General features: G+C 72.5%; 20 protein-coding genes. 14 read left to right on the forward strand and 6 right to left on the reverse strand.

Annotated elements, in window-relative coordinates:
• Window positions 1-72 precede the first annotated feature (72 nt).
• The gene (locus OXR63_RS02145; RefSeq protein ID WP_267419736.1) at window positions 73-6,321 is read right to left on the reverse strand and encodes an Ig-like domain-containing protein; all 6,249 of its coding nucleotides are present in this window, start codon (window positions 6,319-6,321) and stop codon (window positions 73-75) included.
• A gap of 142 nt (window positions 6,322-6,463) precedes the next feature.
• Here OXR63_RS02145 and OXR63_RS02150 point away from each other — a divergent pair, with 142 nt between their 5' ends.
• From OXR63_RS02150 to OXR63_RS02165, 4 genes are all read left to right on the forward strand, one after another.
• Entirely contained in the window at window positions 6,464-7,537 is a 1,074-nt protein-coding gene (locus OXR63_RS02150) for a 3-oxoacyl-ACP synthase III (protein ID WP_267419881.1), read from the forward strand.
• Window positions 7,534-10,239, forward strand: a complete 2,706-nt coding sequence (locus OXR63_RS02155) for an alpha/beta fold hydrolase (protein WP_267419737.1) — start codon at window positions 7,534-7,536, stop codon at window positions 10,237-10,239. Before OXR63_RS02150 ends, OXR63_RS02155 begins: the two co-directional genes overlap by 4 nt.
• Window positions 10,236-11,198, forward strand: a complete 963-nt coding sequence (locus OXR63_RS02160) for an NAD-dependent epimerase/dehydratase family protein (RefSeq protein ID WP_267419738.1) — start codon at window positions 10,236-10,238, stop codon at window positions 11,196-11,198. Before OXR63_RS02155 ends, OXR63_RS02160 begins: the two co-directional genes overlap by 4 nt.
• 85 nt (window positions 11,199-11,283) lie before the next feature.
• Entirely contained in the window at window positions 11,284-12,183 is a 900-nt protein-coding gene (locus OXR63_RS02165) for an NmrA family NAD(P)-binding protein (RefSeq protein ID WP_267419739.1), read from the forward strand.
• A 41-nt stretch (window positions 12,184-12,224) separates the two neighbouring features.
• Here OXR63_RS02165 and OXR63_RS02170 read toward each other — a convergent pair whose 3' ends face one another.
• Entirely contained in the window at window positions 12,225-12,389 is a 165-nt protein-coding gene (locus OXR63_RS02170) for a hypothetical protein (RefSeq protein WP_267419740.1), read from the reverse strand.
• Window positions 12,386-12,556, reverse strand: a complete 171-nt coding sequence (locus OXR63_RS02175; RefSeq protein ID WP_267419741.1) for a hypothetical protein — start codon at window positions 12,554-12,556, stop codon at window positions 12,386-12,388. The genes OXR63_RS02170 and OXR63_RS02175 overlap by 4 nt, the downstream gene beginning before the upstream one ends.
• Before the next feature lie 257 nt (window positions 12,557-12,813).
• On the opposite strand from OXR63_RS02175, the gene OXR63_RS02180 reads away from it, so the two are divergent.
• Complete coding sequence (locus OXR63_RS02180; RefSeq protein ID WP_267419743.1) at window positions 12,814-13,284, forward strand: hypothetical protein; 471 nt, start codon at window positions 12,814-12,816, stop codon at window positions 13,282-13,284.
• Window positions 13,285-13,376: 92 nt separating this feature from the next.
• Here the strand turns inward: OXR63_RS02180 and OXR63_RS02185 are convergent, their stop codons facing one another.
• The 3 genes from OXR63_RS02185 to OXR63_RS02195 form a co-directional block, all read right to left on the reverse strand.
• A complete protein-coding gene (locus OXR63_RS02185) occupies window positions 13,377-14,351 on the reverse strand; it encodes a zinc-binding dehydrogenase (RefSeq protein ID WP_267419882.1) in 975 nt (324 codons plus the stop codon).
• Between the two features lie 18 nt (window positions 14,352-14,369).
• Complete coding sequence (locus OXR63_RS02190; RefSeq protein WP_071278111.1) at window positions 14,370-14,792, reverse strand: organic hydroperoxide resistance protein; 423 nt, start codon at window positions 14,790-14,792, stop codon at window positions 14,370-14,372.
• Between the two features lie 106 nt (window positions 14,793-14,898).
• On the reverse strand, window positions 14,899-15,408 hold the full coding sequence (locus OXR63_RS02195; RefSeq protein WP_267419748.1) for a MarR family winged helix-turn-helix transcriptional regulator: 510 nt from the start codon (window positions 15,406-15,408) through the stop codon (window positions 14,899-14,901).
• A 95-nt stretch (window positions 15,409-15,503) separates the two neighbouring features.
• On the opposite strand from OXR63_RS02195, the gene mvk reads away from it, so the two are divergent.
• The 9 genes from mvk (at window position 15,504) to OXR63_RS02240 (ending at window position 24,229) form a co-directional block, all read left to right on the forward strand.
• Window positions 15,504-16,481: a mevalonate kinase gene (gene mvk, locus OXR63_RS02200; RefSeq protein WP_267419749.1), complete on the forward strand. Its 978-nt coding sequence runs from the start codon at window positions 15,504-15,506 to the stop codon at window positions 16,479-16,481.
• The gene (gene mvaD, locus OXR63_RS02205; protein ID WP_267419750.1) at window positions 16,481-17,539 is read left to right on the forward strand and encodes a diphosphomevalonate decarboxylase; all 1,059 of its coding nucleotides are present in this window, start codon (window positions 16,481-16,483) and stop codon (window positions 17,537-17,539) included. Before mvk ends, mvaD begins: the two co-directional genes overlap by 1 nt.
• The gene (locus tag OXR63_RS02210) at window positions 17,536-18,624 is read left to right on the forward strand and encodes a phosphomevalonate kinase (RefSeq protein WP_267419752.1); all 1,089 of its coding nucleotides are present in this window, start codon (window positions 17,536-17,538) and stop codon (window positions 18,622-18,624) included. Before mvaD ends, OXR63_RS02210 begins: the two co-directional genes overlap by 4 nt.
• Window positions 18,611-19,690, forward strand: coding sequence for a hydroxymethylglutaryl-CoA reductase (locus OXR63_RS02215; RefSeq protein WP_267419753.1), 1,080 nt, complete (start codon window positions 18,611-18,613; stop codon window positions 19,688-19,690). Before OXR63_RS02210 ends, OXR63_RS02215 begins: the two co-directional genes overlap by 14 nt.
• Complete coding sequence (locus OXR63_RS02220) at window positions 19,687-20,850, forward strand: hydroxymethylglutaryl-CoA synthase (RefSeq protein WP_267419754.1); 1,164 nt, start codon at window positions 19,687-19,689, stop codon at window positions 20,848-20,850. The genes OXR63_RS02215 and OXR63_RS02220 overlap by 4 nt, the downstream gene beginning before the upstream one ends.
• A 64-nt stretch (window positions 20,851-20,914) precedes the next feature.
• Window positions 20,915-21,370, forward strand: coding sequence for a hypothetical protein (locus tag OXR63_RS02225; RefSeq protein WP_267419755.1), 456 nt, complete (start codon window positions 20,915-20,917; stop codon window positions 21,368-21,370).
• Window positions 21,370-22,275: a hypothetical protein gene (locus OXR63_RS02230; protein WP_267419757.1), complete on the forward strand. Its 906-nt coding sequence runs from the start codon at window positions 21,370-21,372 to the stop codon at window positions 22,273-22,275. The genes OXR63_RS02225 and OXR63_RS02230 overlap by 1 nt, the downstream gene beginning before the upstream one ends.
• A gap of 13 nt (window positions 22,276-22,288) precedes the next feature.
• On the forward strand, window positions 22,289-23,503 hold the full coding sequence (locus OXR63_RS02235; RefSeq protein WP_267419759.1) for an alpha/beta hydrolase family protein: 1,215 nt from the start codon (window positions 22,289-22,291) through the stop codon (window positions 23,501-23,503).
• 363 nt (window positions 23,504-23,866) lie between these two features.
• Window positions 23,867-24,229: a DUF7882 family protein gene (locus OXR63_RS02240; protein WP_267419760.1), complete on the forward strand. Its 363-nt coding sequence runs from the start codon at window positions 23,867-23,869 to the stop codon at window positions 24,227-24,229.
• Window positions 24,230-24,281 lie beyond the last annotated feature (52 nt).

The raw sequence follows: 24,281 nt of genomic DNA on the forward strand, positions 1-24,281 counted from the left end.
GGAAGGACGGGAGGCCCGGCTCGCGACCCGACGTGGGGAACGCGAGCCGGGCCTCCCGGTCGGGTGTTCGCCTCAGCGCTCGCTGACGCGGTCGCCTCGACGGCGGCCGAGCAGCCGCAGGACGAAGCCGAGCCCGAGCGCAGCGAGTGCGGCGGACAGCCACCCACCGAGCTCAGCGCCCGTGAACGCGAGCTCACGGGTCTCGCTGCCGATCCGGGGTGCGTCCGTCGCGGGGGAGTCGTCCGTGGCGGCCCCGTGAAGCGGGCCGGTTGACGGGGTAGAACCCGGGAGCGTCTGCGAGCCAACACCCGTCCCGCCCGAGTGGTCTCCGTCCTCGGCGGCGCTCTCGGGGACCAGGGTCACGAGCATGCTGCTGCCATCCGAGGTGTTGCCCGTCTCGTCGACGGCGACCACGGTGAGCAGGTGTGCCCCGGGGTCGAGCGGGAGCGTCGTGCGGAACGCGAACTCACCGTCCTGGTCGGCCACGCCGCGGCCGATCTCACGCCCGTCCTCGTCGCTGACGATGACGGTCGAGCCCGGCTCGGCGGTGCCTCGGACGATGCCCGTGCCGTCGACGATGTCGTCGAAGTGCTCCAGCTTCGGGGCTGCGGGGGCAGTGGTGTCGACGTCGACGGTGGTGTCCGTCGGGCCGGAGGTGTTCCCTGCCGTGTCCTGGGCGATGATCCCGAGGTCGTGGGATCCGTCCCCGAGAGGCTCGTCGAGTTCGATCGACCAGTCGCCATTGTCATCGGCGGTGTCGCGGCCGAGCTCCTTTCCCGTGTCGTCGCGGATGATGACGGTCGCGCCGGGTTCGGCGGTCCCGGTGATGGGGCCCTTGCCGTCCGAGAGGTCGGACGGGCTCGTGACCTTCGGCGCGTCCGGCGCCTTGGTGTCGACGTCGACGGTGGTGTTGGTCGGGTCGGAGGCGTTGCCGGCGTCGTCCTGCGCGACGACCTCCAGGTCGTGGGATCCGTCCTTCAGCGGCTCGTCGAACTCGACGGACCAGTCGCCGTTCTCGTTCGCGGTGTCGCGGCCGATCTCGTTGCCGTCCTCGTCGCGGATGATCACGGTCGCGCCGGGCTCAGCGGTACCCGTGATCGGGCCCTTGGCGTCCGAGAGGTCGGACGGGCTCGTCACGATGGGCGCGTCGGGCGCCTTGGTGTCGATGTCGACGGTGGTGTCCGTCGGGCCGGAGGTGTTGCCGGCGTCGTCCTGCGCGATGATCTCCAGGTCGTGGGACCCGTCCCTCAGCGGCTCGTCGAGCTCGACGGACCAGTCGCCGTTCTCGTTCGCGGTGTCGCGGCCGATCTCGTTGCCGTCCTCGTCGCGAATGATCACGGTCGCGCCGGGCTCAGCGGTACCCGTGATCGGGCCCTTGCCGTCCGAGAGGTCGGCGGGGCTGGTGACCTTCGGCGCGTCCGGCGCCTTGGTGTCGACGTCGACGGTGGTGTTGGTCGGGTCGGAGGTGTTCCCGGCGTCGTCCTGCGCGATGACCTCGAGGTCGTGTTTTCCGTCTTCGAGGGGTTCGTCGAGTTCGACGGACCAGTCGCCGTTTTCGTCGGCTTCGCCCTGCCCGATGACGTTGCCGTCCTCGTCGCGGATGATGATGGTCGCGCCCGGTTCGGCGGTCCCGGTGATGGGGCCCTTGCCGTCCGCGAGGTCGGACGGGCTCGTCACGATGGGCGCGTCAGGAGCCTTGGTGTCGATGTCGACGGTGGTGTTGGTCGGGTCAGAGACGTTGCCGGCGTCGTCCTGCGCGACGATGTCGAGGTCGTGGGACCCGTCCTCCAGCGGCTCGTCGAACTCGACAGACCAGCCGCCGTTCTCGTTCGCGGTGTCGCGGCCGAGCTCCTTTCCCATGTCGTCGCGGATGACGACGGTCGCGCCGGGTTCGGCGGTTCCGGTGATGGGGCCCTTCCCGTCGGTGAGGTCGGACGGGCTCGTCACGATGGGCGCATCGGGTGCCTTCGTGTCGACGTCGACGGTGGTGTTGGTCGGGTCAGAGACGTTGCCGGCGTCGTCCTGCGCGACGATGTCGAGGTCGTGGGACCCGTCCTTCAGCGGCTCGTCCAGTTCGATCGACCAGTCGCCGTTCTCGTTCGCGGTGTCGCGGCCGAGCTCCTTTCCCGTGTCGTCGCGGATGATGACGGTCGCGCCGGGCTCGGCGGTACCCGTGATCGGGCCCTTGCCGTCCGAGAGGTCGGACGGGCTCGTCACGATGGGCGCGGTGGGTGCCTTGGTGTCGACGTCGACGGTGGTGTTCGTCGGGTCGGAGATGTTCCCGGCCTTGTCCGAAGCGACGATCTCGAGGTCGTGCTCGCCGTCCTTGAGAGGCTCGTCGAGTTCGATCGACCAGTTGCCGTCCGCGTCGGCTTCGTCGTGTCCGATGACGTTGCCGTTCTCGTCGCGGATGATGATGGTCGCGCCGGGTTCGGCGGTCCCGGTGATGGGGCCCTTGCCGTCCGAGAGGTCGGCGGGGCTGGTGACCTTCGGCGCGTCGGGTGCCTTGGTGTCGACGTCGACGGTGGTGTTGGTCGGGTCGGAGGTGTTCCCGGCGTCGTCCTGCGCGATGACCTCGAGGTCGTGTTTTCCGTCTTCGAGGGGCTCGTCGAGCGTGACGGACCAGTCACCGTTCTCGTTCGCGGTGTCGCGGCCGATCTCGTTGCCGTCTTCGTCCCGGATGATGACGGTCGCGCCCGGTTCGGCGGTGCCGGTGATCGGGCCCTTCCCGTCAGCCAGGTCAGCGGGGCTGGTGACCTTCGGCGCGTCGGGTGCCTTGGTGTCGACGTCGACGGTGCTGTCCGTCGGGTCCGACACGTTGCCGGCGTCGTCCTGCGCGATGATCTCGAGGTCGTGGGATCCGTCCTTCAGCGGCTCGTCGAGCTCGACGGACCAGTCGCCGTTCTCGTTCGCGGTGTCGCGGCCGATCTCGTTGCCGTTCTCGTCCCGGATGATGATGGTCGCGCCGGGCTCAGCGGTACCCGTGATCGGGCCCTTGGCGTCCGAGAGGTCGGACGGGCTCGTCACGATGGGCGCGTCGGGTGCCTTGGTGTCGATGTCGACGGTGGTGTTGGTCGGGTCGGAGACGTTGCCGGCGTCGTCCTGCGCGATGATCTCGAGGTCGTGGGATCCGTCCTTCAGCGGCTCGTCGAGCTCGACGGACCAGTCGCCGTTCTCGTTCGCGGTGTCGCGGCCGATCTCGTTGCCGTTCTCGTCCCGGATGATGATGGTCGCGCCGGGCTCGGCGGTTCCGGTGATCGGACCCTTTCCGTCCGAGAGGTCCGCCGGACTCGTCACGACGGGCGCGGTTGGTGCCTTGGTGTCGACGTCGACGGTGGTGTCCGTCGGGCCGGAGGTGTTGCCGGCCTTGTCGGAGGCGACGACTTCAAGGTCGTGGGACCCGTCCTTCAGCGGCTCGTCGAGTTCGACGGTCCAGTTGCCGTTTTCGTCGGCTTCGTCCTGCCCGATGACGTTGCCGTCCTCGTCCCGGATCATGACGGTCGCGCCGGGTTCGGCGGTCCCGGTGATGGGGCCCTTGCCGTCCGAGAGGTCGGCGGGGCTGGTGACCTTCGGCGCGTCGGGTGCCTTCGTGTCGACGTCGACGGTGGTGTCCGTCGGGTCGGAGATGTTCCCGGCCTTGTCCGAAGCGACGATCTCGAGGTCGTGCTCGCCGTCCTTGAGAGGCTCGTCGAGTTCGACGGTCCAGTTGCCGTTTTCGTCGGCTTCGTCCTGGCCGATGACGTCCCCGTTCTCATCGCGGATCACCACGACGGAGCCGGGCTCGGCGGTTCCGGTGATCGGACCCTTTCCGTCCGAGAGGTCCGCCGGGCTCGTCACGACGGGCGCGTCGGGTGCCTTGGTGTCGACGTCGACGGTGCTGTCCGTCGGGTCCGACACGTTGCCCGCGGCATCCCGTGCGACGACCTCCAAGTCGTGGGACCCGTCCTTGAGGGGCTCGTCGAGCGTGACGGACCAGTCGCCGTTCTCGTTCGCGGTGTCGCGGCCGATCTCGTTGCCGTCTTCGTCGCGGATGATGACGGTCGCACCCGGCTCAGCGGTCCCGGTGATCGGACCCTTCCCGTCGGCCAGGTCGGACGGGCTCGTCACGACGGGCGCATCGGGTGCCTTGGTGTCGACTTCGACCGTGGTGTCTGTTGCGTCCGAGGTGTTGCCTGCCTTGTCGGAGGCGACGACCTCGAGGTCGTGGGACCCGTCCTCCAGGGGCTCGTTCAGTTCGATCGACCAGTCGCCGTTCTCGTCGGCTTCGTCCTGTCCGATGACGTCCCCGTTCTCGTCGCGGATCACTACGACGGCGCCGGGCTCAGCGGTTCCGGTGATCGGACCGGCGCCGTCGGCCAGGTCGGAGGGGCTCGTCACCACGGGCGCGTCGGGAGCGTCGTCGTCGACGTCGACCGTGATCGGCGTCGGGTCCGACACGTTGCCCGCTGCGTCCCGTGCGACGAGCTCGAGGCCGTGCGCACCATCGACGAGCGGCTCGTCGAGCACGATCTCGAACAGCCCGTCGGGTCCAGCCTCGCCACTGCCGATCTCGTCGCCGTCCTCGTTCCGGACGATCACGGTCGCGCCGGGCTCGGCCGAGCCGGTGAAGGGACCGGTGCCGTCGGTCAGGGACTCGGGCGTGGTGCTGATGGGGGCGTCGGGGGCGGTGACGTCCGGTGCGATGACGGTGACCGGCGACGGTCCTGACTCGTTGCCGGCCTCGTCCCGCGCGAGGACGACGAGGTCGTGGGCGCCTTCGTCGAGTGGTGCGTCGAGACGGACCGCGAACGCGCCGTCACTGTCGGCGTGGTCCTGCCCGAGCGGGTTGCCGTCCTGGTCCCGGATGACCACGAGGGCGCCGGGTTCGGCGGTGCCGACGACCGGCCCGGTCGGCGACGCGAGCTCCTGACGGTCGACGAAGGGTGCGTCGGGCGCGGTCGTGTCGAGGACGGTCGCCGCCGCGGCGGTGGCGGGGGAGACGTTGCCGGCGGCATCCACGGCGACGACGTCGAACTCGGTCGTCCCGACGGGGAGCGGCTCGTCGAGCTCGACGGAGAAGGACCCGTCGGCCTGTGCCGTGGCCCTGCCGAGTTCGTTGCCGTCACGGTCGCGGACGATCACCGTGGAGTGCGGTTCGGCGGTCCCGGTGACGGGACCGGTGGGATCGGTGAGGGTGCCGGGGTCGTCGACGACCGGGGCGTCGGGGGCGGTCGCGTCGACGTCCAGGGTCGCGACGGTCGGCGTCGCCGTCATGCCGTTGCGGTGCTGGAGGGCGGTCACGGTCACCGGTCCTTCAGGGAGGGCCTCGGTGACCGGGTGCCTCCATGTGCCGTCGTCCCCGACCGGCACAGTGACGAGCGGCTGGTCACCCACGGTCAGGTCGACGGTCCCGCCGGGAACGCCGCGTCCACGGATGACCGGTCTCGGGCCGACTTTCGTGGCCGGCTCGTCGATGACCGCGGGGGTGAGGGCGACCGTGATGACGAGCGTCGTCGACGTCTGCGGGCTGGTGTTCTCGAAGCCCGAGCCAGCGCTGGGCGTGAACGACCCGACGAGCGTGATCTGGTCGCCGGGCATCGCGTCGGCGTCGACCTTGAAGGGCACGCGGATGTGGGCGAAGTTCGCTCCTCCCAGGTTGAGCGCGTGCGGGTTCGCGTCGGTGCAGGTGTTCGTCTTGCGGTCCGGGCTGGAGGTGCAGCCGACGACGTCGGCCGTCCCGACGAGGGAGACCGCCCACGGGACCTTCGCTGGGAAGGTGGCGGGGCCGGTGAGCGTCCACGTGAAGTCGAGCTTCCGGCTCGGCACGGCGATGCTTCCGCGGTTCTTGACGTTCAGCGACGAGTTGTCGTCGACCTGTTGTCCCGGCAGGGCGGTCGCGGTGCCCCCGCCTTCCGCGACCAGGTTGACGGCCGTGGCGCTCGGCGTGGGCGAAGCAGTGGGTGAAGCAGTGGGTGAAGCAGTGGGTGAAGCAGTGGTCGAAGCGGCGGGTGCAGGAGCAGGCGCAGGAGAGGACGCAGCAGCCGGTGCCGCGGCACGATCGGGCACGGTGGGCGCTGTGGTCTCCTCGGGCTCGGGCAGCTGCTCAGCCCCCGGTGTCGCAGGTTCCGGTTCCGGTGCCGACTCCTCGACGGGTCGAGGGAGCGGCGCCACCTGCTCGTCCGATGCCTCCGACGAGTCGTCCGACGACCCTGGCGGCGAGCCGTCGTCCATCGAGCTGGCCTGGGCCGCAGCCTCGGTCGCAGCGGCCATGTCGGGCACGGCCAGCGGCGCGAAGGCGAGCAGGAGCGCGGCGGCGGTGGTGGTCGTGTTGAGCGGGGGCATTCGATCTCCGATCCTCGGGTGACGAGTACCAGGATACGAAATATCAATAACATCCGCAATGTATGACCGCGACGAGCGGATCGCTCCACGCATCCAGATCGCACATCCAGCCCGGATGCGGAAGTATGTATCGGTGACGATCATGACGGAACGGCCGGTCGACGAGTCGACGACCACTGAAACCGAGCGGCCCGGCAACGCGACGGCGAGGCACGACAACGTCGCGCTGCTCTCGGTGGCGACCACGGTGGCCGAGCGTGTGACGACCTCGGCGGACATCGAGGAGAAGCTCCGCGGGGTGCTCCGGCGCCTGCGTCTGCCGATGGGTCTCCTCGAGCGCGTGGCCGGTGTCAAGGAGCGTCGCAACTGGGGTGAGGGGCAGTCCTTCCAGGACGCCGCCATCGACGCCGGACGCCGTGCCATGGCCGAGGCGGGCATCAAGCCCGAGGACGTCGGCCTGCTCATCAACACGTCGGTGACCCGTCCCCATCTCGAGCCGTCCGTCGCCGTGCGCCTGCACCACGGGCTCGGGCTGCCGTCGTCGGCGATCAACTTCGACATCGCGAACGCCTGCCTCGGGTTCGTCAACGCGATGAGCGTCGCCGCGGGCATGATCGACTCCGGTCAGATCAAGTACGCGCTGGTGGTCGACGGTGAGGACGCCGACCAGGTCCAGCTCAACACGATCGAGCGCCTGAACCAGGGCGGTCGGAACCGCAAGGACTTCATGAGCGAGTTCGCCAGCCTGACGCTCGGCTCCGGCGCTGCCGCCGCCGTGCTCGGCCCGGCGGACATGCACCCGGGCGGGCACCGGATCGTCGGCGGGGTCACCCGTGCGGCGACCCAGTGGTACGACCTGTGCGTCGGCAGCGTCGACGGCATGTTCACGGACGCCAAGATGCTGCTCAAGGGCGGCATGGAGCTCGTCGTCGCCGCCTGGAACGAGGCCCGGGCCCACTTCGACTGGGCCGACATGGACCGCTACGTCCTGCACCAGGTCTCCGACGTCCACACCAACGCCTTCGTCGAGGCCATCGGGGTCCCGCGCGCCAAGGTCCCCACCACGTACGAGCGCTTCGGCAACGTCGGCCCGGCGTCCATCCCGATCACCCTGGCGGACGAGGTCGCGAGCGGACGCATCCGCCCCGGCGACCGCGTCTTCCTCGGCGGGGTCGGCTCCGGCATCAACACGGCGATGATGGAACTCCGCTGGTGACTTCGGGGCTGCCCCGCGTCGCCGCGAGCACTGCTCCGGCGACGCAGCCGCCCTCGCTCCCCGGCCTCGACCCCGCATGGTCGCGCCTGGTCACGGTGCCCGCTGACCGCTCGGGAGGCTCGGATCACGCCGAGCGCACCTGGCACGTCCTCGACACGGCCGGGTCCCTGGCCGCGCTGGGCGTGGAACCGGTCGGCACGCTGCTGTGCGTGCACGGCAACCCGACGTGGTCGTACCTGTGGCGGTCGGTGCTCCGCACCTCGCTCGACGTCGCATCCTCGGGCGGTCCAGCCTGGCGCGTGGTCGCCGTCGACCAGCTCGACATGGGCTTCTCGGAGCGCACCGGGGTCCTGCGGGGGCTGCCGCAGCGCGTCGCGGACCTCGGCGCGCTGACGGACGAGCTCGGGCTGACCGGACCCGTGGTCACCCTCGGCCACGACTGGGGCGGGGTCGTCTCCCTCGGCTGGGCCGTGGACCACCCGGACCTCGTGGTCGGTGTGACCACGTGCAACACCGCCGTGCACCAGCCCGACGACTCGCCGGTGCCGGCACCCCTGCGCCTGGCGCTCCGCCCGCAGGTGCTCGGGCGCGGCACGGTGCTCACGCCGGCCTTCCTCGAGACGACGCTGGCGATCGCGCACCCGAAGCTCGACCGGGCCGTGGCCGACGGGTTCCGTGCCCCGTACCGCGGCGCAGCCCGTCGCGGCGGCATCGGCGGCTTCGTCGCGGACATCCCCCTCGACGCCGCACACCCGAGCGCCCGCGAGCTCGACCGGATCGCGTCCGGCGTGGCCGCGCTCGACGCCCCCGCGCTGCTGCTCTGGGGGCCGCGCGACCCGGTGTTCCTGGAGCGCTACCTCGACGACCTGGCCGACCGGCTCCCGCACGCCGACGTGCACCGCTTCGAGGGCGCCGGGCACCTGCTGCCCGAGGACGCCGACGTCGCCGGCACCGTGTTCGACTGGCTGGGCGACCGTCTACCGGGGGGCCACGTGTCCGCCGGAGCCGAGCCGAGCCTCCCGGCCGAGCCTTCTCGACCCCTCTGGGCGGCGCTGGACGCCCTCCGCGACTCGGACGAGGCGGCCCTCGTCGAGATGGCGGCACCGGGCGGCACCAGGACGATCAGCTGGCGGCTGCTGTCGCGACGCGTCGACGAGGTCGCCGCCGGTCTGCTCGATGTCGGCGTCCGACCGGGTGACCGCGTCTCGCTGCTCGTGACGCCCGGAGCCGACCTGACCGCCGCTCTGTACGCCTCCATCAGGATCGGCGCGACCGTGGTCGTGGCGGACGCCGGACTCGGGCTGCGGGGCCTCACGCGCGCCGTCAAGGGCGCACGGCCGGACTGGGTCATCGGCGCGCTGCCCGGACTGGCCGCGGCCCGGGCGCTCGGCTGGCCCGGTCGACGGATCGCGACGCTCGCGCTGCCGACTCCCGCACGCGCGGCGCTCCGGGTCGAGCACAAGCTCGCCGGGGTCGCGCGCCGTGGTGCCCGTCGTCTCGCCGCTGGCACCGCGCTGCCGGACGCCCCGCCGTCCGACACCCCGGCCGCCGTGCTCTTCACGTCCGGCTCGACCGGTCCCGCGAAGGGCGTCGTCTACACGCACGCGCAGCTCGGAGCCGTGCGCGACGTGCTCTCGGCGCAGTACGGCATCGGTGTCGGCACGGGGCTCGTCGCCGGCTTCGCCCCGTTCGCGCTCCTCGGACCCGCGCTCGGAGCCCGCTCGGTCGCACCGGACATGGACGTCACGGCACCGCGGACGCTCACCGCGTCGGCCGTTGCTGCGTCCGTGTCGGCTGCGGACGCGACCGTGGTGTTCCTGTCGCCTGCGGCGCTCGCGAACGTGGTCGCCACCGCCGATGCGTTGGACGCAGCCGAGCGTGCGGCGCTCGGCCGCGTGCGGTTGTTCCTGTCGGCGGGCGCTCCCGTCTCGGCGGCGCTGCTGACCGCGGCGACCGAGCTGATGCCGAACGCCAGCGCGCACACCCCCTACGGCATGACCGAGGGGCTGCTCATGACCGACGTCGACCTGCCCGCCATCCGCGCTGCCGCATCGGTCGGCGACGTTGACGGTGACGGCGCCGGCGCCGGTGGGGTCTGCGTCGGCCGACCGGCAGCGTCCGTGCAGGTGCGCATCGCGCCGCTGTCCGCGTCCGGGTCGCCGACCGGTGCCCTCACCGACGAGCCCGACGTCACGGGGGAGATCGTGGTCGCCGCGCCGCACGTGCGCCAGGCGTACGACCGGCTGTGGCGGACGAACCGTGCGTCGCGGCTCGGGCTGTCCGACCCGCGCGGCCACCGGACCGGTGACGTCGGCCACCTCGACGCCTTCGGGCAGCTCTGGGTCGAGGGCCGGCTCCAGCACGTCGTGACGACGCCCGCCGGAGTGCTGACTCCCGTCGGGCCGGAGCAGCGCATCGAACGGGTGCAGGGCGTGGGACGGGTCGGCGTCGCCGGCATCGGGCCCTCCGGCACGCAGCAGGTCGTCGCGGTCGTCGAGACCGTGCCGGCAGCGCGGAAGCCGGGCCTGGCGCCGTCGGACCTCGCTGCGGCCGTGCGCGCAGCAGCGGGGGTACCCGTCGCCGCGGTGCTCGTGGTGCCGGTGCTGCCGACGGACATCCGGCACAACTCGAAGGTCGACCGCACGCGTCTGGCGCGCTGGGCGACGTCGGTGCTCAGCGGCGGGCGGATGGTCCGGCCGTGAAGGTCCTCGTCACGGGTTCCAGCGGGTTCCTCGGTCGCGCCGTGGCAGGGGCCGTGCGGGACGCCGGCCACGAGGTCCGGACGTTCCAGCGGCGCCCGTCGGGTGTCGCCGGGGTCTCGGACGTGCTCGGGACGATGACCGACGCCGCCGCGGTCGCACGTGCGGTGGACGGCGTGGAAGCGGTCGTGCACCTCGCCGCCAAGGTCTCGCTCGCCGGCGACCCCGCCGACTTCGAGCGGGTGAACGTCGAGGGCACGCGGACGCTCCTCGCAGCAGCGCGGGCCGCCGGGGTGTCCCGGTTCGTGTTCGTGTCGTCGCCGTCGGTCGCGCACACCGGGTCGTCGATCTCCGGCGACGGTGCCGCACCGGCGTCGCCCGCCCACGCCCGCGGGGACTACGCCCGCACGAAGGCCGCCGCGGAACTGCTCGCCCTCGCCGCTGACGCCCCCGGGTTCGCCGTCGTGGCCGTCCGGCCGCACCTGGTGTGGGGGCCGGGGGACACGCAGCTCGTCGGGCGGATCGTCGACCGTGCGGCGCGAGGGCGACTCCCGCTGCTCGACAGCGGTGCGGCGCTCATCGACTCCTGCTACGTGGACAACGCCGCGTCAGCGATGGTCGCCGCGCTCGACCGCGCCGACGCCGACGAGGTGCACGGCACCGCGTACGTCGTGACGAACGGGGAGCCCCGACCGGTGGCCGACCTGCTCGACGGCATCTGCCGGGCGTCCGGCGTCCCGACCCCGCGGTGGCACGTCCCCGCCGGTGTCGCCCGCGCGGCCGGGTCCCTCGTCGAGGCCGTTTGGCGCGTCCGCCCGGGTGAGGACGAGCCGCCGATGACGCGGTTCCTCGCCGAGCAGCTGTCGACGTCGCACTGGTTCGACCAGCGGCGCACCCGGCAGGGCCTCCTGTGGGAACCCGCCGTGTCGATCGACGAGGGACTGCGGCGGCTCGCGGGCTGACGTCACGCGCCGCGCCGCGCCGTGCTGTGCGCGCTGTGGCTGCCGCCCTGTGCCACGCGGTCGCTGCGTCCGTAGTGTCGAGGACATGACAACCACCGTGCTCGTCGCCGGCGCCACCGGAGACCTCGGGGGCCGCATCGTCGGCTCACTCCTCGACCACGACACCCGGGTCCGCGTGCTCACGCGCCCCGGCAGCTCCTCCGCCACCGAGCAGTACGGCGGCGACGACCGCGTCGAGGTCGTCACCGCGGCCTACACCGACCACGCGGCGCTCGTGGCGGCGCTCACGGACGTCGAGGTCGTCGTCTCCGCGGTCAGCGGCACGCGCTCGGTGATCGTCGACGCCCAGACGGCGCTGCTCGCCGCCGCGGTCGAGGCCGGCGTCGCCCGGTTCATCCCGTCCGACTACTCCGCCGACTACCGGTCCATCACCCCGGGGACGAACCGGAACTTCGAGCTGCGCCGCGAGTTCGCCGCCACGCTCGACGCCGCACCGATCCGCGCCACGTCGATCCTCAACGGGGCGTTCGCCGACATGCTCACCGGGCAGGCGCCCATGATCCTGTTCGACCGACGCCGCGTGCTGTTCTGGTCCTCGGCCGACCAGGTCCTCGACTTCACCACGAAGGACGACGTCGCGCGCGTGACCGCCGCGGCAGCCCTGGACCCGAACGCACCGCGGGTCGTCGAGGTCGCGGGGGACCAGGTCACCGCCCGCACCGTCGCCGACACCATGTCGCGTCTGACCGGCACGCCCTTCCGCCTGCAGTGGGCGGGCACGGCGACGACGCTCTCCGGCATGGCGAAGGTCGGGCGGCGCCTGTCGAAGGACCCGGACGAGCCCTTCCCGGCGTGGCAGGGGATGCAGTACTTCGTGAGCATGTTCAGCGGCGAGGCCGAGCTCCACCACGTGGACAACGACCGCTACGGGCACCACACGTGGACGAAGGTCGAGGACGTCCTGGGAACGCACCTGGCGGCCTGACCGCAGCCGTAGCCGCAGGCGCAGGCGCAGGCACAGCCGCGTCAGGGCGTCGGGCGGACGAAGAAGTCGCTGTACCGGGGCTCGGGGGCGTGCGGAGCGGCGGTGCGTTCGAGGACGAGCGCGTCGACCTCCCACGGGGGCGTCAGGCCGTGACGCCGCCACGCAGCGGGGTCGCGCCGAGCGTCGGACAGCGTGCGCGCGCTCACAGGGGCACTCCGGCGCCGGTCCTCGGGGTGGCGGCTGGGCGGGGACGTCGGGCTCCGTCGCCGACCAGGGCGCGGACCACCTCGGCCGTGACGTCGGTCGGGTTGGTGGGCACGAGGTGCAGGGCTCCGGGATCGATGCGGCGGAGCGACGTCGCGGTGCGGGTCACGAGGTTCCTCTCGGGGTCGGCGGGCGATGGACGCGGGTGTCGCACCGCGCTTCTGCCGTAGTTCTATGTCACATCGACCGTCATTGCAATTCCATGTGACATACAAACGCGCCCGCGGTGCTCCGCATCCCGTTGGCGTGCCTGGATCTCGCTCCGAGACACCGGTGTCTTGCGGAGGTGGCAGGAGCCGAGTGACAGGACGCCCGGGACGAAGGAGCCGGGACGCGGGCGTCGGGCGTCGGCGGTACGGTCGTCGCATGGACAGGTCCGAGGTCATCGCTGCCGCCGCAGCCGCACACGCCGCCCGCATCGCCGCTGCCGGCGGTGACGACTCCGCCGCTCGGGACCGGGCCGAGTCGGCAGCGTCGGCGCCGCAGGACCACAGCCGCGTGGACGAGGCCGACCGGGCCGCTGACCGCACCGAGGGAGTCCTCTCGGACTGGCGCCGGATGGGCACCCGCCGCGGGGTGTCCCCGGACGCCCAGGTCCGGGCAGCGTGGTCCGTCGGCGGCGTCCCCGACCCGGGCCCCGGCCGAGCGCTGGCGAACGTGCTGCTCTCGACGGCGGGTCACGCGGGTCGCGTCGCCGATGCCGCTCGCCGCAACGAACGCCTGAGCGGCGCCGCCCGCACGGCAGCGCGCCGCACGGTCCGGCGGTACACGGACCACGGCGCCGAGATGTCGACCCTCGGGGACGTCCTCCGCGACCAGCGGCCCGACGCCGAGTAGGGCACCGAGCAGCAGGCACCGGACCGCACCCCGGGAACGACGGGAGGCTCGGTGCCCGCTGGCCCCGAGCCTCCCGTCCGGAGTCCCAGACGCTACGGGCGCAGGAGCACCTTGCCGACGCGACCGGCGGTGTCCGAGGCGCGGACCGCGTCGCGGACGTCCTCGAACACGAAGGTCTCGGCGACGGGGAGCGTCAGCGACCCGTCCAGCACGCGCTGGATGAGCTCACCGAAGAGCTGCTGCTTCGTGTCGGCGGGCATGGTGCGCGACACGACGCTGCCCCAGAAGCCCTTGACGGTGACCTGCTTGAAGATCACGGCACCGGAGGGGATCTCCATCATCGGCGACGCCATGGCGCCGAAGACGACGAGCGTGCCGTTCTCGGCGAGGGTCGAGACGATGTCGGCTGCGGCCTTCCCGCCGACGGACTCGACGCCCGCGACGATCGGTGCGCCACCGGTGAGGGCCGTGACCTGGTCCTGCCAGTCCTCGGCGTCCGTGGCGACGATGCGCTCGATGCCCTGTTCGCGGAGCTCGTCGACACCGGCAGCGCGACGCACCAGCCCGATGACGTTGACGCCCCGCGCTGCGGCGAGCTGCGCGACCATGCGGCCGACGGCGCCGTTCGCGGCGTTCTGGATGAGCCAGTCGCCCTCGTGCAGGTCGAGCGAGTGCAGCAGGCTGATGGCGCTGAACGGCATCGAGACGAGCTGGGCGGCGGACTCGTCGTCCATGGCCTCGGGCACGGGGATGAGCCCGGCCGCGTCCGCGACGTAGTACTCGGCCCACACGCCGAAGGTCCCACCGGCGACGCGCTGGCCGACGGTGAGGTTCGTGACGCCCTCGCCGAGGGCCTCGACGACGCCGAGCGCCTCGGTGCCGGACTGGGCGGGCAGCTCGGGCTTGAAGCCGTAGGTGCCCCGCACGGTCCACAGGTCGTGGTTGTGGATGGGGGAGAGGACCGTGCGGACCAGGACCTGGCCGGCGGCGGGCTGGGGGACCGGGCGCTCGGCGACGGTCAGGACGTCGGCGGGCTCGGCGAAGGTCTCGTGGACGACTGCGCGCATGGTGGAGTCGGTCATGGGTCAGTCCTCCGAGACGGTAATGGTGACGTCGATGTTGCCGCGCGTCGCGTTCGAGTACGGGCACACCTGGTGGGCGGCGTCCGCGAGGGCCTGGGCCTGGTCGTGGTCCATGCCCGGGATGACGACCTCGAGCATGACGGCGAGCTGGAAGCCGCCCTGGCCGTTCGGGCCGATCTGCACGCGACCGCCGACGGACGAGTCGGTCACCTTGACCTTCTGCGAGCGGGCGACGCCCTGCAGTGCGGAGTGGAAGCACGCGGCGTAGCCGGCGGCGAAGAGCTGCTCGGGGTTGGCGCCGTTGCCGGAGCCGCCCATGTCCTTCGGGATCGCCATGTCGAGGTCGACGCGGCCGTCGCTGGTGGCGACGTGGCCGTTCCGGCCCTCTCCGGTGGAGATGGCTTCTGCGGTGTAGAGGACGTCCATGGTGGAGGTTCCTTTCCTTCGTGGGGTCAGTGGTCCGTGGGTGGGCGCGCGGCCGAGTCTCGGCTGGGCGGGCAGTTCGCGGCCGACGGAGGCCGCAGGACGTCCGTCAGGGCGAGACTCGGGACGGCGCGGGCGCCGTGCCCGGCGCGGGCGCCGTGGCCGGCGCCGGCGTCGGCGCCGTGGCGGGCGCTGCGGCGGCGTGCATCGTCTCGGTCAGACGGTGCAGGGTCTGGATGAGCTCGGCGGCGGCGCGCTCGTCGGGCAGCCCGGTGCCGGCGGCGATCCGCCCGGGGATGTCCGCGAGCTCGCCCCGGAGGGCACGCCCGCGCTCGCCGGTGGTGACGGTCACGACGCGCTCGTCGGCACTGCGACGCTCACGGCGCACCAGGTCCGACTGCTCCATGCGGCGCAGCAGCGGCGACAGGGTGCCGGAGTCGAGCTGCAGGTGCTCCCCGAGGCCGGAGACGGTCTGGTCGCCCTCCACCCACAGGGTGACGAGGACGAGGTACTGCGGGTACGTCAGCCCCCACGGCTCGAGCATCGAGCGGTAGGCCTGCGTGGTGGCGCGGGTCGCTGCGTAGAGGGAGAAGCACACCATCTCGTCGGTCACGGGCATGACTCCACCGTCGCACACAACCGGGTTGCGCACAACCTTCCCGAGCACCTGCTGAGCGGTCGTGCAGCGAGGCCGTTAGGCTGACGGGACCAACGATGACCAGCAACCACCCAGCCTCGGCACGAACCACGACCCCGCGAGTCGGCTCGTCGACGTCCCACGGCAAGACGATCCTGATCGGCGAGCACGCCGTGGTGTACGGCGCACCCGCCCTCGTGCTCCCGGTCAACGACGTCCGGGTCACGGCCACGGTCACCCCGACCCCGGGCAGCAGCGGCCACGGGCTCGAGTCCGCGGTGCACACCGGCCCGCTCGACCTCGCCCCCGCCGCGGTCATGCCGACGGTGACGGCGGTCACCGCCACCCTGCGGCACCTCGGCGTCACGGACCAGCACTTCCACGTGCGCGTGGACAGCGACGTCCCGACCGCCCGCGGCATGGGCTCGAGCGCCGCGGTCGCCGCCGCGGTCACGGCCGCCGTCGCCGACGCCCTCGGGGTCACCCTCGACGCCCAGACCCACCACGACCTGATCCAGGAGTGCGAGCGCGTCGCCCATGGTCGGCCGTCCGGACTCGACGCCCGCGGGGTCGTCGCGGACCTGCCCGTCTGGTTCGAGGACGGCCACATCGAGCCCGTCGACGTCACCGGGGAGTTCGTCTTCGTCGTCGCCGACACCGGTGTGCCCGGCCACACCCGCGGCGCGGTCGCAGCCGTCCGCGAGCACCACGACCGGGCCCCCGCCGAGGTCGATGCGGTGATCGGACAGATCGGCGACCTGGCCCGACGCGCACGGGGGACACTGGTCGACGGCGATGCCCAGGCACTCGGTGCCACCATGGACGCCGCGCACGCACTGCTGACCACCCTCGACGTGTCGAGCGACGACCTCGACCGCCTCGTCGGCGCCGCCCGCAGCGCGGACGCCCTCGGCGCGAAGCTCACGGGCGGTGGACGGGGCGGCTGCGTCCTCACACTCGCCGCCGACGGCGACCACGCGGTCCGGATCGCCGACGCGCTCCGTGCCGCCGGTGCCACCGCCACCTGGACCACTCGGATCGGAGACCGTGCCTGATGACCGCCACCGCCGTCGCGCACCCCAACATCGCCCTCGTGAAGTACTGGGGCAAGGCGGACGCCGACCTCGCGCTGCCCGCGACGGGCAGCGTCTCGATGGGCCTCGACGTCTTCCCGACGACGACCTCCGTCACCCTGCAGGACAGCCTGGAGGCCCTGGGCCCACGCCGGCCGGTACCTGACCGTCGCGAAGCGGCGGGCAGGCCGAGCCCGGGGGGAGATGCGTTCGTCCTGAACGGTCGCGTCGTCGACGACGGTCCCCTGACACGCGTCGAGCGGTTCCTCGACCTGGTCCGTGAGCTGGCGGGGAGCGACGCGCGCGCGTCCGTCGAGTCGACGAACACGGTGCCGACGGGTGCCGGCCTGGCCTCGAGCGCGTCCGGCTTCGCGGCGCTCGCCACCGCGGCGGCGGCGGCCTACGGCCTCGAGCTGTCCGAGCGCGACCTGTCCCGGCTCGCCCGGCGCGGATCGGGGTCGGCCACGCGGTCGATCCCCGGCGGGGTGTCCGTCTGGCACGCGGGTGACGACCAGGGCTCGTTCGCCGAGACGATCCCGGCGCCGCCGATGGCCATGGTGGTCGTGACGATCAACCACGGCCCGAAGGAGATCGGCTCGCGCGAGGCGATGCGCCGCACGATCGCCACGTCGCCGTTCTACCCGGCGTGGGTGACCTCGACGACCCAGACCGTCACCGACATGCTCGACGCCTGCGCCGCGGGGGACTTCACCCGCGTGGGCGAGCTCACCGAGAGCAACGCGCTCCGCATGCACGCCACGATCGAGGGCTCGTTCCCGCCCATCCGCTACCTCACCGCCCGCAGCGTCGCGGTGTTCGACGCCGTCGCCGAGCTGCGCGCATCGGGCCTCGAGGCCTACGCCACCGCCGACGCCGGGCCCAACGTCGTCGTCCTCACGAAGCCCGAGGACCGGGGTGCCGTGGCGTCCGCGCTCGGGCACCTGGGCGACGTCATCGAGTCCGGTACGGGACCCGCCGCGCGCGTGGTCCGCTCCGAAGGAACGGGGAGCCAGCCCGTCCAGAAGGAGTCCGCCGAGTGATCGAGTTCCGCGCCCACGGCAAGTTGTTCGTCGCAGGGGAGTACGCCGTCGTCGAGCCCGGGCAGCCGTCCGTGCTCATCGCCCTCGACCGCGCCATCACGGCCACCGTCGCCGAGGGCCACGGCGCCGGCAGCGTGCACTCCGAGGAGTACGGACACTTGCCGCTGACGTGGACCCGGGCCGAGGACGGCCTGGCGCTCGACCGCGAGCACCACCCGTACGACTACGTGATGGCGACGATCGACCTCGTCGAGAAGCTCCGTGCCGAGCTCGGGATCGAACCGCGCTTCCACGACCTGCGCATCATGAGCCAGCTCGACGACGCCAGCGGCCGCAAGTTCGGCCTCGGGTCGTCCGCCGCCGTGACCGTCGCGACCGTCGGCGCCCTCGACCGCTTCTACGGCCTCGGGCTGACCCAGCGCCAGCGCTTCCAGACCGCCCTGCTCGCCACCATCCGGGTGAACCCCCGCGCGTCCGGCGGTGACCTCGCCGCGAGCACGTTCGGCGGGTGGCTCCGCTACAGCGCACCGGACCGCGAGCGCCTCGCCGAGCACCTCGAGACCCGCACCGTGTCCGAGATCCTGCACGACGCCGCCGCGTGGGAGGGCTTCGACGTCGAACGCCTGCCCGAGCCCGAGGACCTGCGGCTGCTCGTCGGCTGGACCGGGTCGCCGGCGTCCACCACGAAGCTCGTCGGTGCCGTGCGTCGGCACCGCAACGGCGGCTACGCGACGTTCCTCGACGACAGCCGGAGCTGCGTCGACGACCTGACCACGGGCCTCCAGACCGGCGACGCCCAGCGCACGCTCGACGCGCTCCGTCGGGCCCGCGGACTCATGCAGCGACTCGGCGACTCCGTCGGCTCGAGCATCGAGACCGAGCGCCTGACCACCCTCTGCGACGTCGTCGAACGTGCCGGCGGGGCGGCCAAGCCGTCCGGCGCCGGCGGCGGCGACTGCGGCATCGCGCTCGTCCCCGCGGACGGCGACATCCCGAGCATCCTCCGCGAGTGGGAGGCCCACGACATCCGGCACCTCACCATCGCCGTGCAACCCCCGGAAGGCCCCCTCGATGCACACCGCTGACAAGACCACCACCCAGACCCCGATCCCGACCCGCTGGGTCGGACCGATCCGGGTCAGCGGCAACGCGGTGGAGGGCGAACACGAGGTCCCGCTCGCCACGTACGAGTCGCCGCTGTGGCCGTCCGTCGGCCGCGGTGCCCGCATCTCCCGCATGGTCGAGGGGGGCATCGTCGCGACGGTCGTCGACGAGCGGATGACCCGCTCGGTCGTCGTGCGGGCCTCGAGCGCCGCCGCCGCCCACATGGCCACGGGACGGATCCTGGCGCGCCAGGCCGAGCTCGAGCAGGTCGTCGTCGGGCAGAGCCGGTTCGCCAAGCTCATCGAGGTGCACCCGGAGATCGTCGGGGACCTGCTGTTCCTGCGCTTCGCGTTCACGACGGGCGACGCCTCGGGCCACAACATGGTGACGCAGGCCGCGGACAGGCTGCTGCCGACGATCCTGGCGTGGGAGCCGGAGCTGTCGTACGTGTCGATCTCGGGGAACTTCTGCTCCGACAAGAAGGCCACGGCGGTGAACGGCATCCGCGGGCGCGGGCGGCACACGATCGCCGAGATCGTCCTGCCCGGCATGGTCGTCGAGCGGTTCCTCAAGTCCTCCACCGAGCGGATCGTGGAGCTGAACACCGCGAAGAACCTGGTCGGGTCGACGATCGCCGGGGCCCTGCGCTCCGCGAACGCCCACTACGCCAACATGCTCCTCGGCTTCTACCTGGCCACCGGACAGGACGCCGCCAACATCGTCGAGGGCTCGCAGGGCATCACCTTCGCGGAGGCCCGCGGCGACGACCTGTACTTCTCCTGCTCGCTGCCGCACCTCATCGTCGGCACGGTCGGCAACGGCAAGGGCAACGACCTGCCCGTCGTCGAGGACGCGCTGGTGCGCCTCGGCTGCCGTGAGGACCGCGAGCCCGGCCTCAACGCACGACGACTCGCCGGCCTCTGCGCCGCGACCGTGCTCTGCGGCGAGCTGTCCCTGCTCGCCGCGCAGACCAACCCCGGTGAACTCATGGCGGCGCACGTCGCCATGGAACGTGCCGGATCGACGAAGGGCGGCGACGCAGCATGAGCGTCATCGGCATCCACGACCTGGCGGTCGCGACGGGGCACCACGTGCTCGAACTGGACGACCTGGCCGAACGGCTCGGCGTCGACCCCGCGAAGTACCACGTCGGCATCGGGCAGGACGCCTTCAGCGTGCCGGCACCCGACGAGGACATCGTCACGATGGGCGCCGCCGCGGCCAAGCAGGTCATCGACCGGCACGGCTCCGACGGCATCCGCACGGTGCTGTTCGCGACCGAGTCCGGCATCGACCAGTCCAAGGCCGCCGGCGTCTTCGTGCACGGGCTGCTCGGCCTGCCGCAGGCCGTCCGCGTCGTCGAGCTGAAGCAGGCCTGCTACGGCGGGGCCGCGGCGCTCCAGCTCGCGCTCGGCATCATCGCGCGGAACCCCGACGAGCGCGTGCTCGTCATCGCGGCCGACGTCGCCCGCTACGACGTCGACACCGCGGCCGAGCCCACGCAGGGCGCCGGTGCGGTCGCGGTCCTGGTGTCCGCCGACCCGGACCTGATCGAGATCGAGCCGCTCTCCGGGCTGTTCACCGCGGACGTCGACGACTTCTGGCGGCCGAACGACCGCTCCACCGCGCTCGTCGACGGGCGGCTCTCCGTCAGCGCCTACGTCGACGCCTTCATCGGCGCCTGGGACGACCTCGCGTCGCGCGGCGGTCCGGCGTACGACACGATCGACCGCTTCGTGCACCACCAGCCCTTCACGAAGATGGCGCTCAAGGCCCACCGCAAGCTCACCCAGCACGTGGGCGTGCCGTTCGACGAGACCGAGCTGCAGACCGGCTTCACGTACAACCGGCAGGTCGGCAACACGTACACGGCGTCGCTCTGGATCGCGCTCGCGGCCGTGCTCGACCTGGACGACGACCTCGACGGCACCCGCATCGGGATGTTCAGCTACGGCTCGGGCAGCGTCGGCGAGCTCATCACCGGCATCGTGCGGCCCGGGTACCGCGACCACCGTCGCCAGGGAACGGTCCGCGCCGACCTCGACGCCCGCGTGCCGCTGACCGTGGACGCCTACCGCGCCCTGCACGCCGACGGTGCCGCGACGAGCCAGGACGTCGACCGCCCCCGCGTGACGGCGGCCCCGTTCCGGTTCGCCGGCGTCCTCGGCGGCGCACGGCGCTACGAGGCGACCACCCCCGCGGCCTGAGCCGCGGGACGGGAGCACCCCGAGCCTCCCGTATCGTTGTCCTGACGACTGCGAGGGGAAGACGATGCATGACCAGGTCCGCGACCTCGTCGCGTCGCTACCGCCGGCCCCGCGCCTGTCGGACGTCGTCGACGCCGTCGCGGGTCGTGTCGGCAAACCCGTCCGGGTCGTCGACGTCGACGGGCCGAGCTGGGGCGGCCTGACCGCCCTCGTGGCCCAGCACGACCACGCGGCGATGGTCCTCGTGCCGACCACCGCGCCGCCGCTGTACCGGATGCACTGCGTGCTGCACGAGCTCGGGCACCTGGTCCGCGGCGACACGGGTGCTCCGCCCACGACGCAGCTCGGCTTCGACACCTGGGTCTCCGGCGGCCACGTGTGCCAGCGGTCCCTGGACGACCGCCCGGACCTGCTCGGGGCCGACGGCGCGGACGAGCACTTCGCCGAGGCGTTCGCGTACGACCTCGCGCAGGTGCTGCTCGCCGGCACCGTCGACGCCGACGAGCGGACCTACGGGTAGTGGTCGTCCTCCACGCCGCCACGTTCTGGTGCGCGGCACTGATCTTCCTGCTGCGGGCACGGCACGTGTGGCGGAACCCCCAGGGCCGCGCGACCTGGGCGGCCACGGGCGTCGGCGCACTCGGGCTCCTGACGCTCGGCAGCGTGGTGCCCCAGCGGGACCTCGACGCGCTGCTCGGCGGCACGAACGTCATCAACCTCGCGCAGAACCTGCTCGCGGCCACGGCGTTCTGGTTGATGCTCCGCGCGAGCACCCAGGACCTGCCCGAGCGGCCCCTGCTCGCGCGGCCGCTCTCGATCGTCGTGATGCTGGCCGCGTTCACGGTGCCGTTCCTGTTCATCCAGGACCGCGGCGGCACGGTGTTCACGTTCCTCATCGACGAGCTGCACCAGACGCCGGCCTGGCTGTACGGGACGATCTACATGTGCGTCGTCGGGGCGCTCGCGGCGTCGACCCTGGTGCGCGGTGTCCTGCGGAGCCCGGGGGCGCTCGTGGTGTTCCGCGTCGGGCTGGTGCTCGTGCTGGTGGCGAGCGTCGACGAGCTGCTCTCGATGGCGGCCGACCACTTCGGGCTGTTCGACGAGCCGACCCGGGTCGTGCTGCGCTTCCTGTTCGACCCGCCCTTCTACGTGGGGATCGTGCTCATCGTCGCCGCCATGGCGTCGCTGACCATGCGCCGGTGGAGCCGTGACGCCGAGTACGTGCGACACGGCCGACGGCTGGAGCGCATCGCCCGACGGCACGGTCTGCGCGGCCGGGGCCGGCGTGGGGACCCGCGGGTGCGCGCCTACGACCTGGTGATCGCGATCCGCGACGCCGAGGTGCAGGGGCAGACGCTGAGTCCGGCGGAGGCAGGGCAGCTGCGGTCAGCGGAGTCCGTGCTGGCGCGGAGCCTGGTCGGATGAGCGGGGTGCAGTGGTGACGGCGCTCGGCGTGCTCGGGCTCGTGCTCGTCGTGCTCGTGCTGCTCCTGCTGCTGGGCCTGCTCGTCGTCGTCCGGCTCGTCGTGGGGCGGGTCGTGCTGCCCGGGCGGGAGCGCTGGACGCCGGTGCTCGCCGTCGACACCGGGTCGATCACGCTGCCGCTGTCGGATGAGACCCGGAGCGAGGGGACGTTCGGGCTGTGGCACGGCGACGGCGACGGCGCGGGCCACGGCGGGCACACCGTCGTCGGGTCGGTGCTCGAGGTCGACGAGGCGCGTGGGACCGTCCGCCGCACCATGCTCGACTCCGTCGGGGCCCAGCCCACCGAGGTCCGTTGGACGGGCCACATGCTGCGCGACCCCTCGGTGCTCGGCACCCCGTGGAACGAGGTCGCCATCCCGACGGCGCTGGGGCCGGCCCCCGCGTGGCAGATCTCCCCGCCAGCCGCCGCTGCGGCCGGTGCCGTCGGCGCCGTCGTCTCTGTCGCACCCGTCGCACCCGCCGCGTCCCGGACCTGGGCCGTGCACGTGCACGGCATCCGCACCACCCGGGTCACCGCGCTCCGCACCGTCCCCGCGGTGACCGCTCTCGGCTGGACCTCGCTGGTGCCGTCGTTCCGCGGCGACGGCGAGGCCCCGTCGGACACCCCGGCCTCGCACCTCGGCGCCCGGGAGTGGCCGGACGTCGAGGCCGCCCTCGACCACGCCGTCGCCCACGGAGCGGAGCGCCTGGTCCTGGTCGGCTGGTCGATGGGCGCGACGATCACCCGCGAGCTCCTCGTGCACTCGGCGCACCGGGAACGCATCGCGGGGACCGTGCTGGTCGCTCCCGCACTCGACTGGGCGACGACGGTGCAGACGGCCGCCGCACGCTCCGGGCTGCCCGGCCCTGTCGTCCGCCTGGCGCTCAGCAGCATGGCCACGCCGGGACTCTGCCGACTCGTCGGGCTGCGGTCGGCGGTCGACGTCCGGGCGCTGTCGTGGGTGCGCGACCCGACCGCACCGCCGCTCGACCACCTGCCACCGACGCTCGTCGTGCACTCGCCGGGAGACCCGACCGTGCCGTTCCGCCTCAGCGAGCAGTTCGCCGCGCAGCACCCGGGCGTCGTCACCCTGGCGGTCAGCGAGCCGACCGGGCATGGCTGGGAGCGGAACCGCGACGCCGCCTGGTTCGACGCGCAGGTCACCGGGTGGGGCGCCGCACTCAACTGACGCGCACGGCATCGGCCCCGTCCGGACGGGCTGTTTCCGGATCGCCAGCTGACGAATCCGGCCGCGGAAGCCCGACGATCGTGGACCGGATCCGTCACCGCGCGATCTCGAATCGCACACCCCGGCGGCCCCCGCCCGAGCGCGGCCGTCCTACGGGTCCGCCACCGCATCGGCCCGATCCGCCACGGTCAGCACACCGGCAACGTCCATGCCTTCGTCGAACCACCGACACCCGGCAGCCGGCAGCCGGCAGCTGGCAGCCGCTGTGCAGCGTCGCTCGGCTGAGGCCACCGGTGCGCCCGGGACAACCACGGAACCGGACATACCGCACGCGACCACACCGCGCAGGGAGTAGAAGGGCGCATGGGACAGCTCATCTACGCTGGCGAGACACTCGACCTGCACATCGACGACCGGGCCCTGACGCACCTGCAGATCGTCATCGTCAACCTGCTCCGGCGCGACCACCGCTTCGTGTTCTCGTGGAAGGACGACGTCACCCACGGGGACGGTCGCAGCAGCATCTGGCTGCACCCGAACGTCAGCCTGCACTTCAGCTTCGCCGGCGGCCGCACGCCCTCGATCAACCGGTCGTGGCTCGAACAGCTCTACGCCTCGGCGTCGTCCGGGTCCGGACTCGTGCTCACGCCGGAGCCGGTCGACACCAGCGTGGCCGACGACTCGCCGTGGTCGAGCGCCGTGGCACCGGGCTCCGACGAGTCGTAGCTTCCTACCATCATGAAGTTTCTTCGTCAACGGGTTCCGCGCCATCAGGACC

The organism is Curtobacterium sp. GC_Cur_3, assembly GCF_026544205.1.
GTDB lineage: Bacteria > Actinomycetota > Actinomycetes > Actinomycetales > Microbacteriaceae > Curtobacterium.